This is a genomic window from Agrobacterium larrymoorei (assembly GCF_013322225.1).
In the GTDB taxonomy this organism is placed as follows: domain Bacteria; phylum Pseudomonadota; class Alphaproteobacteria; order Rhizobiales; family Rhizobiaceae; genus Agrobacterium; species Agrobacterium larrymoorei_A.
In genome coordinates, this window is record NZ_JAAMFB010000015.1 from 77884 (window position 1) to 90139 (window position 12256).

Consider the following 12256-nt stretch of genomic DNA (forward strand, 5'->3'; position numbering starts at 1 on the left):
CCCGGCCCTTGCGAGCCGGAAATCTTGTGTGCCGCACCTCCAGAGGAGACGCGGCGAATTCATTATGCCGTAACCGACGAAGGCTCGATGCGAACGCCAGGACCCATGGTCGAGGAAATCGCTACGCGCTTGACGTAGTTACCCTTGGCGCCAGCTGGCTTTGCCTTGATGACGGCATCAGCGAAAGCCTTGATGTTCTCTTCGAGCGCCTTGGCGTCGAAGGAGGCCTTGCCGATACCAGCATGGACGATACCAGCCTTTTCGACGCGGAACTCGACAGCGCCGCCCTTGGAAGCCTTAACAGCTCCAGCAACGTCCATCGTAACCGTACCGACCTTAGGGTTCGGCATCATGCCGCGTGGGCCGAGAACCTTACCAAGACGGCCGACGAGCGGCATCATGTCAGGGGTCGCGATAACGCGGTCGAAGTCGATCTTGCCGCCCTGAACGATTTCGAGCAGGTCTTCTGCGCCGACGATGTCTGCACCGGCAGCCTTGGCTTCGTCAGCCTTGGCACCGCGAGCGAAGACAGCAACGCGAACGTCGCGGCCTGTGCCGTTCGGCAGGTTGACAACGCCGCGAACCATCTGGTCTGCGTGACGTGGGTCAACACCGAGGTTCATCGAAACTTCAACGGTTTCGTCGAACTTGGCGACTGCCCGCTCCTTAACCATCGAAATGGCATCAGTCAGGACGTAGAGGGTCTTTGGATCAACGCCTTCGCGGATCCTCTGTACGCGCTTTGCAAGCTTTGCCATGATCAACCTACCACTTCCAGGCCCATGGCGCGGGCAGAGCCCTCAACCATCGCCATTGCGCCTTCGATGTCGGCTGCGTTCAGATCCTTCATCTTGGCTTCTGCGATCGTCTTGACCTGAGCCTTGGTGATGGAGCCGGCCTTAGCGCCCTTGCCAGGCGTCTTGGAACCGGCAGTGATCTTGGCTTCCTTCTTCAGCCAATACGTCATCGGCGGCTGCTTCATGACGAAGGTGAAGGACTTGTCCTGGTAATAGGTGATGACGACCGGGATCGGCATACCCTTTTCCATTTCCTGCGTAGCGGCGTTGAACGCCTTGCAGAATTCCATGATGTTAATGCCACGCTGACCAAGCGCCGGGCCGATTGGCGGGGACGGGTTTGCCGATCCTGCCTTAACCTGAAGCTTGAGCTGGCCTGCAACTTTCTTAGCCATATCTCTCTGCCTTTCAAATCGAACCGGTTTCCCGGCTCATGTGCCGGAAAATCCGGCGGCTGCGGTTGCGTGGTGCGATCCCTGCCCCGGCTAAGAGCCAGCCGATCTTCCACGCGGTTTGCGGCTATGCCGCATCACATCATTCACGATCAACAACTTGCCGATACTTTATGATGCATTGGATGAAAGGCGCATAAGCGCCTCTCTAAACTTCTTCAGACCTTCTCGACCTGCGCATATTCCAGTTCGACCGGAGTAGCGCGACCGAAGATCGAAACTTCGACCTTCAGACGGGCGCGCTCTTCATCAACGTCCTGAACCACACCGTTGAACGACGCGAAAGGACCATCGGAAACGCGAACCTGCTCACCGATTTCGAACGACACCGAAGACTTCGGACGCTCGACACCCTCCTGGACCTGACCCAGGATGCGATCGGCTTCGGAATCAGGGATCGGAACAGGCTTGTTGTCCGAACCGAGGAAACCGGTCACCTTAGGGGTATTCTTGATGAGGTGATAAGCCTCATCCGTCAGATTTGCGCGCACCAGCACGTAACCTGGAAAGAACTTACGCTCGCTATCGACCTTGCGACCGCGACGAACTTCGACGACCTTTTCGGTCGGAACGAGAACTTTTTCGAAAAGATGGTCAAGACCCTTCTGGCGGACCTTCTCCTCGATCGACTCGGCGACCTTCTTTTCAAAATTAGAATATGCCTGAACAATGTACCAGCGCGCTGCCATCTTACTCTCCGTTCAATTCGTTAGCGGCCGACATTCAGCACGAGGCTGAGCAACCAGCCAATGAGCTGATCTGCCGCAAAGAAGAACAGAGCCGCAAAGATAACCATTACCAGCACCATCGCCGTGGAAATCATGGTCTCGCGGCGCGACGGCCAAGTGATCTTTGACGCTTCGGCGCGCACCTGCTGCAGAAACGTAAACGGGTTGGTTTTGGATGCCATTGACTGCCCACGCAATTACGGCGCGTAAAGCCGATACTAATCAGCCCCACGCACCGCGTGTCTGTTTTGACCCTACATAAACACCGATTCCCTTTTTAACAAGAGGAAATCGATATTCGGCGAAATTCGCCGGATGACCGGCACCCCATCCGCCATGCAGCGAAGTTGCGCGCTTGCGAGTGAGGAAGTGGCAGGGGCAGTAAGGCTCGAACTTACGACCTGCGGTTTTGGAGACCGCCGCTCTACCAACTGAGCTATACCCCTAAATCCGAACAATCTGGTGAGCTTCAATCCACATCAGTGTCCGTGCCGCCCGTTTAAGGCTACTTATCTGGATTGGCAAGTGTTTTTTTCTTTTTTTCACAAAGCCCTGACGTTGTGCACAAACTTAATTCGCCCCCTCCCTAACAAGGCGATTAATTCCCATCAAACAAAGCACGCCACCGAATGGTGATGTTTGATTTTTTGACGTTTCTGAGTGCTAAACGAGGCGCGACCAAGATGACAGCCTTCGCAAATATAGCGCTTCACATTCAAGACTTCAGCGTCCATCGGAACAACAAAAAAGCCCCGCTGATTCCAGCGGGGCTCCATCAATTCCCTTGCGAGAAAAGATTACTCGATGATCGAGGCAACGATGCCGGCGCCGACGGTACGGCCGCCTTCGCGGATAGCGAAGCGCAGCTTTTCTTCCATCGCGATCGGAACGATCAGTTCGACTTCAACGGTGACGTTGTCGCCTGGCATAACCATTTCCGTGCCTTCTGGAAGCGAAACAATACCGGTCACGTCCGTCGTACGGAAGTAGAACTGAGGACGGTAGTTCGTGAAGAACGGCGTATGACGGCCGCCTTCTTCCTTCGTCAGGATGTAGGCTTCTGCCATGAACTTCTTGTGCGGCTTCACAGAACCTGGCTTGCAAAGGATCTGACCACGCTCGACGCCGTCACGGGTAACGCCGCGAACCAGTGCGCCGATGTTGTCGCCAGCCTGGCCCTGATCGAGCAGCTTGCGGAACATTTCAACGCCGGTAACCGTCGTCTTCGACGTTGCCTTGATGCCGACGATTTCGACTTCTTCGCCAACCTTGACGATACCGCGCTCAACGCGACCCGTCACAACCGTACCACGGCCAGAGATCGAGAACACGTCTTCGATCGGCATCAGGAACGGCTGGTCGATTGGACGCTCAGGCGTCGGAATGTAGGCGTCAACCTGAGCCATCAGCTCGCGGATTGCGTCTTCACCGATCTTCTTGTCAGAGTCTTCAAGAGCTGCAAGAGCCGAACCCTTGACTATTGGAATATCGTCGCCTGGGAAGTCGTAGGACGACAGAAGTTCGCGAACTTCAAGCTCAACGAGCTCGAGCAGTTCTGCGTCGTCAACCTGGTCGACCTTGTTGAGGAACACGACGATCGCCGGAACGCCCACCTGACGAGCAAGCAGGATGTGCTCGCGGGTCTGTGGCATTGGGCCGTCAGCAGCAGAGCAAACCAGGATCGCGCCGTCCATCTGCGCAGCACCGGTAATCATGTTCTTCACGTAGTCGGCGTGGCCGGGGCAGTCGACGTGCGCATAGTGACGGTTTGGCGTCTCATACTCTACGTGGGCCGTCGAAATCGTGATACCACGAGCCTTTTCTTCAGGAGCGGCGTCGATTTGGTCATACGCCTTGAACTCGCCGAAGAACTTCGTGATCGCTGCAGTCAAAGACGTCTTGCCGTGGTCAACGTGACCGATCGTGCCGATGTTGACGTGCGGCTTATTGCGCTCAAACTTGCTCTTTGCCATGTGAATTGCTTCCTGTGAACGTGAAGTAGTTTCCCCGGGCGTACCGGTTTGGTGTCGCCGTTTAAGGGTTTGTAGGCAAATGCGCAAGACTTAATTGTCAAGGCACCAAATACACGACCCAAACCAGAGGAATGGGCGTTATATGGTTATAAAATACGAGCGATCAAGCCATGAAAACGACTACAACCGGCAACGGCAAAACACATCTCTTTACGAAATTGTGATTCCTGTCATATTGACAAACCTCGCCCGGAGGAGACTGGCGAAGATTGGGAACGTGTACGTTCCGGCCTGCCCCACCCTAAAGTCGTACTCTCCTGCGGCACAATTCTCATCCGCTTCAGGATAAACTATGGAAATCTTTACTGCTGCCGGTTTTACGGCATTTCTTCAGGTCATCGCCATCGATCTCGTCCTGGCCGGCGACAACGCCATCGTTATCGGACTTGCCGCGGCCGGTCTTCCCGCTCACCTGCGCCGCAAGGCGATTCTTGTCGGCATCATTGCAGCTACAGTGCTGCGCATAGCTTTCGCCGCAGTCACGGTGCAATTGCTGGCAATCGTCGGCCTGCAATTATTCGGCGGCCTTCTGCTGGCCTGGGTTTGCTGGAAAATGTGGAGCGAGCTGCGCGAGCAGAACAACACCGTGGACGAAGTCACAGACGAGGAGGTCGATCTTACCAAGGGTCATAAAACCTTCTTCCAGGCGGCGACTCAAATCGTCATAGCAGACGTCTCGATGTCGCTGGATAACGTCTTGGCAGTGGCAGGAGCGGCCCAGGAGCATGTCACGGTTCTGATCATCGGGCTGGTCGTTTCGATTGCCCTGATGGGCCTTGCGGCAAACTTCGTAGCGAAACTGCTTCATCGCTATCGCTGGATTTCCTATCTCGGCCTGATCGTGATCGTCTATGTGGCGCTCAACATGCTCTATCACGGCTTTGTAGAGGTATGGCCTTATATACAGCCTTATTTCGGCTGAGCTTCACCATAAGTAAAAGGCCCGGATTGCTTCGATGTCCGGGCCTTTTCATCTCGTGCACGAGCCGATTTCCGCTCAAGAAAGACGCAAAGACAAACCGCAAGTCGCAATGTTTGCCCCTATATTTTCATGGTTGTCGTCAGCCTCGCACAAGCATAGACGGCCATTTGTCTGGGAATAACGATAACGATAAAGGCAGTCTGAACAATGGCTTATGACTGGTCCGGCGGACGTGTTCGCCGCTTTCGCAAACTGAAGATCGGCGCAGCATTCTGCGCCTTGTTTCTCGCGATATTTGTGGCGCAGCTGATATACGGCCATACCGTCTGACACATGGAATAAGGGGGCGCGAAAATCCGCCCTCTCCCCCAACATCAATCCTTCTTGGTCTCGCAATGCCTAGGATCTTTCATGTCCGGGTCGCGCATCACATCGTACAGGTCGGCATTATCGCCTTTCGACCACCAGATATATGGTCCACCTGCGTATTTTGCGCCGGATGCGGATATAATGCTGGAAGCAACGATGATCGTATTGCCCATTTCGAGACGGGCCAGATTTACACTTCCCGCATTTATATAGACGACGGAAACCACCTCGGCACCGCATTGATAGCGCGCAGTCACCTGCTCGACCTTAGTGTCGCCGGGCATTGGAAGCGTAATATCATCGGCCCGGAGCGGCGTGGCCGCACCAAGTGCCACCATCGTGAACGCAAAGACTCGTTTCAAATTTCGCCAATTCCTATTGCATCGCATCACCGCTTTTGCAGCGGTCAGCTGTTTCGATCAGCGACTAGACTAGTGGAAAATATGGCGACTTACCGACCGGTCGGGGAAGCTGGCGTGGGAGTAGCTATTTCACCGGGTTCACACCGAGCGGTGCATTGACGTTTGAAGCCTGCTCCGAATAGGGGCATGTGTCGAAAACAATGCCCGTGAACAGCGTTGCCACGCCATCCGTGTGACGAAAGCATTTACCGTACTCAACGATCTTCACATACACGTTGTCGCGCAAAACCCTGTAGACCATCTCGAATGAATCACCGGACAATACCGAATTCTTGATACCTTCCACGACGAAAGGTAGATCATCGGGATGAATGATCGCCATCATTCGTTCGGCAGGGATACCAGCATCAAGCTCCCCCAGCGGAATGCCAGTGATTTGCGCAAACTTGTCGTCGGCCCAAAAAGTGTTTTGGGTCACATCCCATGTGTAAAAACCGCCGAAACTGATCGCGACATAACGCTGATGCGAAGTGGTATCAGGCATTGCTTGATCCAGAGGTTATCAAATTGACTACATTAATTAGCGTTGTCCGCCGGGCGGTAAAGGTCAGTGCAAAATCTTGATAAGACAATCTATATCTCAACCAGCTAAAATGTTCACGTAATACATTCGTATATAGATGCTTTTCGCAAGAGGCAGCCAGCAAAATAAATCTATTTTTGTGAGAGGACGGCGAAGGTAGAGAATTAATCGCCCAGTAAAACTATGCGGAAAACATCAGATGGCGAACGAACGCTCGTCAGCGCGACCACTGTGTCTTGTTATTTAAAATTCCAAAGGGATGCTGGAGCGGGTAGCGGGAATCGAACCCGCGTATTCAGCTTGGAAGGCTGCTGCTCTACCATTGAGCTATACCCGCGGCGATGGTCTCGATCCGTGCAGAATGGTGGAGGAAGTTGGATTTGAACCAACGTAGGCTGAGCCAACGGATTTACAGTCCGTCCCCTTTAACCACTCGGGCATTCCTCCAGTATTCTGCGAGGATCAAGCGACCAAGCTTAGTCCAGATTTCCGTTCGGCGCTGAGCCGTTCGTCGTCTGTGGCCGCGTATATGACTGCCGATGCCGCGTCTGTCAACACGCCTGTTCACGAATTTTTCCGAAAAAATTCGTTCGCGTTCAATGCCCTGTGGATGACACGGGGGCTGGTGCGCGCAAGATGCCGGATATATAAGGCGACATGAGCAAAGATGCCCCCAAAGATAAATCCACCCGCGATACGCATTACGCAAATCTTCGTCGTGCCGTGCGCGATGCCAAGCGTGAGCGTGGCGAAATCCCCACCCCACCACCGCAGAAGCGCAAGCATAAAGGCGGTGACGACTGGAAGCCGCCGCAGCTGTCAGCAGATCAGGTCTATCTTTATGGCCTGCACACGGTTCGCGCCGCGCTGGCAAATAAAGAGCGCGAGATCATCAAGCTGTCGGTCACGCAGAACGCTTTCGCCCGTCTCGATATCGGCGAGGCCGACGCGCAGCCTTTCCCGGTCGAGTTGGTCTCACCGCAGGATATCGACAGGATTCTTGGTCCTGAAGCAATCCATCAGGGCGTCATGCTGGAAACGCGGCCCCTGCCCGTTCGCAGGCTTTCCGCGCTAAAGGACAGTCCTCTTATTCTGGTTCTCGATCAGGTCACGGATCCGCACAATGTGGGTGCGATCATGCGCTCGGCCGTGGCCTTCAACGCAGGCGCGCTGATTACCACCATGCGCCACAGCCCGACCGAATCTGGCGTGCTTGCCAAATCAGCATCCGGTGCGTTGGAAATGATTCCCTACATCCAGATTACCAATCTGTCAGACGCTCTGGGCGAGCTTCACAAGCTTGGCTTCACCTCCATAGGCCTCGATTCGGAAGGCCCTGCGCCAATCGAGAAAACGTTTAGCGGCGAGAAAATCGCTCTGGTGCTGGGAGCTGAAGGCAAAGGACTGAGGCAAAAGACGCGGGAGACTGTCTCCCATCTCGCACGCCTCGACATGCCGGGCGAGATCAAGTCGCTAAACGTTTCCAACGCTGCCGCCATCGCCCTCTATGCTACCCGTCAATTCCTGGCCAAGAACTGATCGCTCAATCCTGACAAAGACCGGAGACCGAATGCCTGACATGATCAAACCAACTGGCGAACTCACCCTTCGCACCCTCGCAATGCCCGCAGATGCCAATCCTGCTGGCGATATCTTCGGCGGTTGGGTCATGTCGCAGATGGACTTGGCGAGCGGCATTCGCGCAGCGGAACGCGCCCGCTGTCGCGTGGTCACGGCAGCCGTGAAGGAAATGGCCTTCGAACTGCCGGTAAAGATCGGCGATACGCTATCGATCTACACCGAAATCGTCAGAGTGGGTCGCACCTCCATCACGCTCACCGTCGAAGCTTGGGCGCAACGCTCGCGCTATGATGTATTGGAGAAGGTGACGGCCGGTACTTTCATCATGGTGGCGATGGATGAAAACGGAAAGCCGACGCCTATTCCTGGGGAATGATTAAGGTGCGACACGAACAGAACCATCCGGCGGCGATGTTTCGAGGTTTTGCCCGTTGGGCAAAGCACCTCAGCATGAGGGCACCGCCCGATCAAACCTTCAAAAACGCAGATGACCTGTCGAACGCCAATCCAGGAAATATGCCGTTTGTCAGCGCTTCACTGCCAACATCGAACTGGCGATAAAGCATCGCGGCGGCGAGTTCTCGGACGTCGCCTGTTGGCATCAGGTCACGGTCGTCGAGCAGTTTACCATCGCCCAAGCCGGGCCAGTTGCCCAGAACGCGACCGCCGTATATGCCGCCACCAGCCAGAAGCGCACCGCCGCCTGTTCCGTGGTCGGTGCCGCCGGTGCCATTTTCTCTCGCGGTGCGCCCGAATTCGGTCATGGCCAGCACCACAGTCTTTTTCCAGACATCCGGGCCGAGTGCGTCTTTCAGTGTGGTCAGCGCAATCGTCAGGTCTTTCACAGTGCGGGCGAACTGTGCCTTTTGGCCTGCATGGGTATCCCATCCGTCTATCGAGAAGCTGGCGATACGATAATCTTCTCGCAGCATCCCGCCTGCAAGTTTGGCTATGTCTCGGATTCCCTGCCCACGTTTTTCATCCTGAAAAAGTTGCTCGGCGGACATGTCCGTGCGCAACGCCTCTGCCAGCACCCTGCTGAAACCCGCATCATTTGCGTAAAGCCGTTTGAAGAAGGCAACGTCATCTGCCGCCATCGTCATGTTGGAGGTCGTCGCCCAGACATCGGCTTCGTTCGGCCCTGAGAGGATAAGCTCCATCGAGGTATTGATATCGATAGCCTTGCGATCCTGCGAACGCGGAATTGCGGCAAGCGCACGATTGAGCCAGCCGGTACGTTCGCCATGAACCGCTTCGCCACCACTTTCCAGCATATCCTGCCCATCGAAGTGGCTCCGTTGATCACGATAGGGCGTCGAAACCGCATGAATGAAGGCCAGTTCCTTCGCCTGCCACAAAGGCATCAGCGGCTGAGCCGCCGGATTGAGACCGAAATGACCGTCCAGATCAATCAGCCCCGTATCGGGCGTTAGGGCCAGCGTTGGGCGGAAGCCTGCAAAGGCCGGATCGCCATAGGGCTGCACAAGATCAAGCCCGTCCATAGCACCGCGCAAAACGATGGTCACGAAGCGGTTGTCTCCAGGCATGGCCGCAAAGCTGACCGGGGAGAACACCGGCACTGCCGCTGCGCAGCAAGCCGTAACCAGAAAACTGCGGCGGCTTAACAATAAATCCTGAGAGAAGGCCATGTCCTATCTCCTGTTAAATTCCGGTGAGGAAAGCGCAAGCGTCAGCCCGCTAAATCTGTTTGGTGCCTGCGAAACCACGCGGATCGTGTCGTCCCGCGCCATATCGGCCAACGCCACTTCCAGAAATTTTCGAGGCTCCATGTCACTGCCAAGTGTCGTGGATGCCTTGCGCGCCCAGAGTATGCGCTCGCTCATCTGGCTTGGGGACAGCCATGAAGCCACACCTTCCTCGAAACCTGCCGGGCTCGGCGGTTGCCAGACCGGCTGCCCCATGCGCCGCAGCGATGCAAGCGTCAGCGTGCGGGCAAGGCTGGGTTTGTTCTTCGGCGGCTGAGTTGGCGCAGGGTCGCCTGACGGGCTATTATTCGTCGCCGCCGGGGTCGTCATACCCGCCATATCGCCCTCGCCCACCGCCCTTTCGGCATGATCGTCCATGCCCGCCGCATCGACATTCCGCTCAGTGGCTGGTGGTGTCGAGAAGGGTAGAAAATCATTGTCTCCATCTGGAGACAATTTCTCACGCCAATTCTTTTTGTTGAGACCGAAAGCGCGCAGACCTGAAACGACGTAGTCGAATGGAAGCTTCATTTTCGCACCAGGCTCCTGCCACGCGCGGGTCTGGTTGAGCATGGCGGCATAAACCTTCACCAGATTGCCTTCGCTGGCCATCCACTCACGCACCATCGCCTGCACCACATCCACGGGCGGGTCGTCGGATATGAAATGGGCTGCCAGTTTGCGGCAAATATGCTGGGCTGTTTCCGGCCTGCTGGCCAGATCGTCCAGCATCACGATACAATCATCTGCCGTTCGTCTTCGTCCGCCATAGGATACGCCCAAGACCTTGATGCCGCCCGGCTCCGCCATGCGGGGGCGGAACAGCATTTCGTAGCTGTTATCGACCGTCATGCCCGTCAACACCAGCGCGGCAGAACGCACGTCCGCCTGGGTATAGCCGCTGCCCGCGCCCATGGTGTGCAATTCCAGCAGTTCCCGCCCAAGGTTCTCGTTTAGACCCCGCTTACCGTCTTCCGCAGCCACAGACTCCGGCCCCGCCGAGCGATTCTGATCGAGATAGATCAACATGGCGGGATGAAGCACAGCAGCTTGCAAAAGATCGCGGAAAGGTCCAGCCAGATGCGGACGGATCGCCTCCAACTCGTAAAGCGGCGTAATCACGCGCATTGGCAGGGTTTTCCGGGCATTGACCGAAAAATGGTCGAACCAGAAAGCTGAAAGACGCTCATGAAATCCATAGGGCGAAAATACCGCCTGCATGACGCGACAAAGGCTGTCGCGCTGAAAGCTTTGTTCGGCTTTTTTCTGCAAGGCCCGCCGCGCATCACGATCCCGCTCGCCGCCATTGTTCGCGGGACGGATGGCCACCAGTCCCTGCGCTAGATCATCTGCCCGCTGGCGCGCATCGAATGTACCACCAATCGGAAAGAAGCTGTCGCGCATAGGCGCATCCGCAAGCTGCACAAGCAAGTCATCGGCATTTTTACTGAGCACCTGGTCTGGCGCGAGGCCATAACCATATCGGATCGCCGCCAACGTCGGAGAAAAAGGAGCCATTTTCGCCACTCCTGCCACCACTGTGTTGAGCGGAGAATCAGCGCCAATTCAGGCAGAAAAGTTGCGAAACTGTGGTGTTTTCAGGACATGGATAATTTGTAATATGCGCATTGATGCCGCGTAATGAAGAGAAGCGCTGACTGACTGATCAGCGCTTCTCAGCCACTTGATAAACCTGCGACCGGTCACGCCTGCCCACTGCGATAACAAAGACTAATATGTCCTCATCCCGCACCTCATAAACCAAGCGATAGCCAGCGCCTCGGAGCTTGATTTTGTAACGATCAGGATGACCGGAAAGTTTTGCGGAGGGTATCCGGGGATTCTCCAGCCTCTCGCGGAGTTTCTTTTTGAACTGATCTCGCGTGTTGCTATCGAGCTTGCGCCATTCTTTTAGAGCGGCATCAACGAAACCAAGCTCAAAGGTCATCGAGTGCCATGCGAATGACGGGATTATCTGCGCGAGCGTCCGCAATTTTATTCAGCTCGATATCATCGAGGCGCTCCATCATAGCCTCATAAGCTTTGGCAGGAACGCAATAAAATGCAGGCTCGTTTCTATTGAGAATGGCAACAGGAGCACCGTCACCGGCAGCGACGGTTCCCATAGGATTCTTTTTGAGTTCTGATACGCTTGCCGTCATCTCGGCTAAAACCACATGCGCCATTTCTCTACCTCGAACACTGTTAAGAGCGCTTAAAATAGCACTCTCAACAGGTCTTTCAAGGTGGTTCAAGACCGGAACAGGAACGATGCTCCGAACGCAATCAGCGCGAATCCGATCAGGTGGTTGATCGAGAAACTCTCTTTCAACCAGAAGATCGAAAACAATGCGAAGACAGTCAGAGTGATGACTTCCTGCATCGTTTTCAACTGAGCGGTCGAATAGACCTCTGAGCCCAATCTGTTGGCGGGAACGGCGAGGCAATACTCGAAGAAAGCGATGCCCCAGCTCACCAAGATTGCCAGGAACAGGGCGCTGCCCTTGTGCTTGAGATGTCCGTACCAGGCGAAGGTCATGAAGACGTTGGATGCAACCAGCATCAGGACTGGCCAGATGTGCGCAGGGGTAATCGAAAAAGGCATGATCGACCTATTGGAAGACAGGGAGGGATAAATGGATCCGAAACATGGAACCTGTTCCGGCTTGCGACGTATTGCTTAGCGCAAGCTGCTGCAAACCGGAACAGGCTTTTGACGCGCC

16 protein-coding genes and 3 tRNA genes are annotated in these 12256 nt (G+C 55.3%); 4 read left to right on the forward strand and 15 right to left on the reverse strand.

Features of this window, described 5'->3' with window-relative positions; translation table 11 throughout:
* Window positions 1–62 precede the first annotated feature (62 nt).
* The 6 genes from rplA to tuf form a co-directional block, all read right to left on the reverse strand.
* On the reverse strand, window positions 63–758 hold the full coding sequence (gene rplA / locus G6L28_RS08650; RefSeq protein WP_174063369.1) for a 50S ribosomal protein L1: 696 nt from the start codon (window positions 756–758) through the stop codon (window positions 63–65).
* Window positions 759–760: 2 nt separating this feature from the next.
* Window positions 761–1192, reverse strand: a complete 432-nt coding sequence (gene rplK, locus G6L28_RS08655; RefSeq protein WP_174063370.1) for a 50S ribosomal protein L11 — start codon at window positions 1190–1192, stop codon at window positions 761–763.
* Between the two features lie 215 nt (window positions 1193–1407).
* Window positions 1408–1938, reverse strand: a complete 531-nt coding sequence (nusG, locus tag G6L28_RS08660; protein WP_174063371.1) for a transcription termination/antitermination protein NusG — start codon at window positions 1936–1938, stop codon at window positions 1408–1410.
* Between the two features lie 20 nt (window positions 1939–1958).
* A complete protein-coding gene (gene secE / locus G6L28_RS08665) occupies window positions 1959–2159 on the reverse strand; it encodes a preprotein translocase subunit SecE (protein WP_003523719.1) in 201 nt (66 codons plus the stop codon).
* 188 nt (window positions 2160–2347) lie between these two features.
* A tRNA-Trp gene (locus G6L28_RS08670) sits at window positions 2348–2423 on the reverse strand.
* Window positions 2424–2774: 351 nt separating this feature from the next.
* On the reverse strand, window positions 2775–3950 hold the full coding sequence (gene tuf, locus G6L28_RS08675; protein ID WP_174063360.1) for an elongation factor Tu: 1176 nt from the start codon (window positions 3948–3950) through the stop codon (window positions 2775–2777).
* A gap of 352 nt (window positions 3951–4302) precedes the next feature.
* On the opposite strand from tuf, the gene G6L28_RS08680 reads away from it, so the two are divergent.
* On the forward strand, window positions 4303–4932 hold the full coding sequence (locus tag G6L28_RS08680) for a TerC family protein (RefSeq protein WP_174063372.1): 630 nt from the start codon (window positions 4303–4305) through the stop codon (window positions 4930–4932).
* Window positions 4933–5139: 207 nt separating this feature from the next.
* Window positions 5140–5262, forward strand: a complete 123-nt coding sequence (locus G6L28_RS23055) for a hypothetical protein (protein ID WP_272955841.1) — start codon at window positions 5140–5142, stop codon at window positions 5260–5262.
* 44 nt (window positions 5263–5306) lie between these two features.
* Here the strand turns inward: G6L28_RS23055 and G6L28_RS08685 are convergent, their stop codons facing one another.
* The 4 genes from G6L28_RS08685 to G6L28_RS08700 all read right to left on the reverse strand — a co-directional run bounded on the left by G6L28_RS08685 (window position 5307) and on the right by G6L28_RS08700 (window position 6693).
* A complete protein-coding gene (locus G6L28_RS08685; protein ID WP_234902508.1) occupies window positions 5307–5663 on the reverse strand; it encodes an MliC family protein in 357 nt (118 codons plus the stop codon).
* Window positions 5664–5787: 124 nt separating this feature from the next.
* Window positions 5788–6207 carry a PAS domain-containing protein gene (locus G6L28_RS08690; protein ID WP_174063373.1) on the reverse strand — a complete coding sequence of 140 codons (420 nt, stop codon included), beginning with the start codon at window positions 6205–6207 and terminating at the stop codon, window positions 5788–5790.
* Window positions 6208–6509: 302 nt separating this feature from the next.
* Window positions 6510–6583: transfer RNA gene (locus G6L28_RS08695), tRNA-Gly, on the reverse strand.
* Between the two features lie 25 nt (window positions 6584–6608).
* Window positions 6609–6693: transfer RNA gene (locus tag G6L28_RS08700), tRNA-Tyr, on the reverse strand.
* Between the two features lie 210 nt (window positions 6694–6903).
* On the opposite strand from G6L28_RS08700, the gene G6L28_RS08705 reads away from it, so the two are divergent.
* Together G6L28_RS08705 and G6L28_RS08710 are read left to right on the forward strand one after the other, a co-directional pair.
* On the forward strand, window positions 6904–7785 hold the full coding sequence (locus G6L28_RS08705; protein ID WP_174063374.1) for a TrmH family RNA methyltransferase: 882 nt from the start codon (window positions 6904–6906) through the stop codon (window positions 7783–7785).
* Window positions 7786–7816: 31 nt separating this feature from the next.
* Entirely contained in the window at window positions 7817–8203 is a 387-nt protein-coding gene (locus G6L28_RS08710; RefSeq protein WP_174063375.1) for an acyl-CoA thioesterase, read from the forward strand.
* A 91-nt stretch (window positions 8204–8294) separates the two neighbouring features.
* Here G6L28_RS08710 and G6L28_RS08715 read toward each other — a convergent pair whose 3' ends face one another.
* The 5 genes from G6L28_RS08715 to G6L28_RS08735 form a co-directional block, all read right to left on the reverse strand.
* On the reverse strand, window positions 8295–9476 hold the full coding sequence (locus G6L28_RS08715; protein WP_174063376.1) for a DUF1501 domain-containing protein: 1182 nt from the start codon (window positions 9474–9476) through the stop codon (window positions 8295–8297).
* A gap of 3 nt (window positions 9477–9479) precedes the next feature.
* The gene (locus tag G6L28_RS08720) at window positions 9480–11051 is read right to left on the reverse strand and encodes a DUF1800 domain-containing protein (protein ID WP_174063377.1); all 1572 of its coding nucleotides are present in this window, start codon (window positions 11049–11051) and stop codon (window positions 9480–9482) included.
* 148 nt (window positions 11052–11199) lie between these two features.
* Window positions 11200–11481 carry a type II toxin-antitoxin system RelE family toxin gene (locus G6L28_RS08725; RefSeq protein ID WP_174063378.1) on the reverse strand — a complete coding sequence of 94 codons (282 nt, stop codon included), beginning with the start codon at window positions 11479–11481 and terminating at the stop codon, window positions 11200–11202.
* Entirely contained in the window at window positions 11471–11719 is a 249-nt protein-coding gene (locus G6L28_RS08730; protein ID WP_174063401.1) for a type II toxin-antitoxin system Phd/YefM family antitoxin, read from the reverse strand. The genes G6L28_RS08725 and G6L28_RS08730 overlap by 11 nt, the downstream gene beginning before the upstream one ends.
* 65 nt (window positions 11720–11784) lie before the next feature.
* Complete coding sequence (locus tag G6L28_RS08735) at window positions 11785–12138, reverse strand: DMT family protein (RefSeq protein ID WP_174063379.1); 354 nt, start codon at window positions 12136–12138, stop codon at window positions 11785–11787.
* Window positions 12139–12256: the final 118 nt, after the last annotated feature.

Coding starts and splice junctions, on each gene's coding strand:
- nusG (WP_174063371.1), bottom strand. CDS start 1,938: ATGGCAGCGCGCTGGTACATTGTTCAGGCATATTCTAATTTTGAAAAG.
- G6L28_RS08735 (WP_174063379.1), bottom strand. CDS start 12,138: ATGCCTTTTTCGATTACCCCTGCGCACATCTGGCCAGTCCTGATGCTG.
- G6L28_RS08680 (WP_174063372.1), top strand. CDS start 4,303: ATGGAAATCTTTACTGCTGCCGGTTTTACGGCATTTCTTCAGGTCATC.
- G6L28_RS08715 (WP_174063376.1), bottom strand. CDS start 9,476: ATGGCCTTCTCTCAGGATTTATTGTTAAGCCGCCGCAGTTTTCTGGTT.
- G6L28_RS08720 (WP_174063377.1), bottom strand. CDS start 11,051: ATGGCTCCTTTTTCTCCGACGTTGGCGGCGATCCGATATGGTTATGGC.
- G6L28_RS08730 (WP_174063401.1), bottom strand. CDS start 11,719: ATGGCGCATGTGGTTTTAGCCGAGATGACGGCAAGCGTATCAGAACTC.
- tuf (WP_174063360.1), bottom strand. CDS start 3,950: ATGGCAAAGAGCAAGTTTGAGCGCAATAAGCCGCACGTCAACATCGGC.
- rplK (WP_174063370.1), bottom strand. CDS start 1,192: ATGGCTAAGAAAGTTGCAGGCCAGCTCAAGCTTCAGGTTAAGGCAGGA.
- G6L28_RS23055 (WP_272955841.1), top strand. CDS start 5,140: ATGGCTTATGACTGGTCCGGCGGACGTGTTCGCCGCTTTCGCAAACTG.
- G6L28_RS08725 (WP_174063378.1), bottom strand. CDS start 11,481: ATGACCTTTGAGCTTGGTTTCGTTGATGCCGCTCTAAAAGAATGGCGC.
- G6L28_RS08690 (WP_174063373.1), bottom strand. CDS start 6,207: ATGCCTGATACCACTTCGCATCAGCGTTATGTCGCGATCAGTTTCGGC.
- G6L28_RS08705 (WP_174063374.1), top strand. CDS start 6,904: ATGAGCAAAGATGCCCCCAAAGATAAATCCACCCGCGATACGCATTAC.
- rplA (WP_174063369.1), bottom strand. CDS start 758: ATGGCAAAGCTTGCAAAGCGCGTACAGAGGATCCGCGAAGGCGTTGAT.
- G6L28_RS08710 (WP_174063375.1), top strand. CDS start 7,817: ATGCCTGACATGATCAAACCAACTGGCGAACTCACCCTTCGCACCCTC.
- secE (WP_003523719.1), bottom strand. CDS start 2,159: ATGGCATCCAAAACCAACCCGTTTACGTTTCTGCAGCAGGTGCGCGCC.